This is a genomic window from Arthrobacter sp. CMU6, assembly GCF_059090205.1.
Genome location: NZ_JBNHFL010000071.1, coordinates 1 through 1,904, shown reverse-complemented (window position 1 = coordinate 1,904; position 1,904 = coordinate 1). Strand labels below are relative to the sequence as shown.

1 protein-coding gene is annotated in these 1,904 nt (G+C 63.4%); it reads right to left on the bottom strand.

All coding sequences use genetic code 11. The annotated features are described in order from the left end of the window. Positions 1-1,904 (bottom strand): primary-amine oxidase (locus AC5RWD_RS23060; RefSeq protein ID WP_494022245.1); only part of this gene is annotated, 1,904 nt, incomplete at both ends.

Here is a 1,904-nt window from a genome sequence, read left to right as displayed (position 1 = left end):
TTGCCGGTGGAGCAGTGGCCGCCGTTGGTGGTGCGGTTTTCGGTGGGGAGGTTCAGGGTGGGGTTTTGGTTGAAGAAGCCGTGGGGTTCGAGCATGAAGCCGATGTTCTGGCGGGGCATGACGGGCCAGTCTTCGAGGCGGACGACGTGGTGCATGCCGAAGGTGTACCAGACCACGAGGTCCTGATCGACGATGTTCCGGTCTTTCTGGGTCCAGATGTGCAGGCCGTCCTCGGCGCCGGTGGACTGGTTGGGGTACTCGCCGGCGGCGAAGCGTTCGGTCCGGTCGTAGGCGGTGACCCAGAGGTTGTTCCGGGCGAACTGGGCGCGTTTGGAGACGTAGGACTCGTCGCCGGCGGCGAGCTGGATCCCGTTGGTGGGGATCAGCCGGTAGGCGACCGGTTCGTCCACGATGTTCTTCGAGTCGTGGTTGACGATCTTCCAGAACCGGTGCTTGGCCGAGTCGGTCTTGCGGATCGCGGCCTTCTCGGTTTCCAGGAGCCGGTCCACGGCCATGAACGCGGTGTGCGTGGGGTTGTGCTCGGGGTATTCCATGTCCACTTCGTAGACGGCGTTGTTCGGGCCGTCGAGTTCGAAGTCCATCCGGACGTTGAACATGTGCTGGTGGATGGGGGCGTAGAGCCCGTCGTTGTTCAGGGACTGCCCGTACGGGCTCTTCTGACCGGGCTGCTGGCCGGCGGTGGAGAGGATACCGGTGGCCTTGACCAGGAACTCGATGGACCCGTCCAGGAACAGGTGCCAGTAGAAGGCGTACTCGTAGTTCGCGACCGTGGCGATGAAGGAGATCACGAGCTTGCGGCTGCGGCGGGTCTCGGCGGTGCCTTCGCGGAAGTCGAAGTGCTTCCACAGGATGCTGTCGTCTTCCTCGTGCATGCAGATCGCGTTCTCGATCGTCCACGGGTTGCCGAGGGAATCGACGCTGTGCCCGTCGAAGTACTTGATCTCGCCCAGGCAGTCACAGCCCAGGGTCAGGGAGTTGGCCATGTTCCCGATGTTGTACTCACCGGAATCGAACGCGTTCTTCTTCGCCTGCACCGGGGCGGTGTCACCGTACGGGACCACCATTTCCGAGAGCGAGGCACGGTTGATCACCGGACGGTCCACGTCCTGGTCACGGAACTTCAGCTGGTGCAGGACCAGGCCCTCACGCGGGGTGAAACCAACCCGGAAGGACCAGTCAGCCCAGCGCACATGGTTACCGGTCACCTCGAACGAGGCGCCCTCGGGCTGGGTGATCTCGATCGGCTTCAAATCCGTGCGGGCCGGGCCAACGTACTTGGGCAGGTAGTTGCCGCGGGCGGACGGGACCGGGATCTTCTGGTCATCTTCGAGCTTGACGACCTCACCGGCGTTCAGGTCATAGAACACGATGAAGTTCTCGATCGGGTGCGCATACGGGCTGTCATCAGCCTCGTCACGGACGAAGACCAGGGCACGCATCAGACGCCGGCCCTCGTTATCCTCACCGAAATACCCCACCGACCACGGCTCGAAGCACACCAGGTCCAGGTTGGTCAGGCCCCGCCTGGCCAAAGCCGCAATAACCTGCGGGTCCTTCCGGCACGCCTCCTCACACTCGGCGAACTCATCAAGCATGAACGGCGGCTGAACATTCTCAGCCAGCTGGACCCACGCCTCGACAGTGCCGCTCTCCAGGTTCACGACCGCCTCATACGACCGCGCCACAGCACGGTCCACCAGGACCGCGTCCGCCTCACGGACCACCGGCACACCACTGCGCAGATCCCCCTTCGAGGGCTCCCGCAACTCAACACTGATAAAACGGAACGACTCCGCCGCAGCAGGCCCCTCCTTCAAAACCGCAACCGCACGCGAAATCTCCGCCCGCGACAACGGATCCAACGGATGAGCCACCCCAACAAC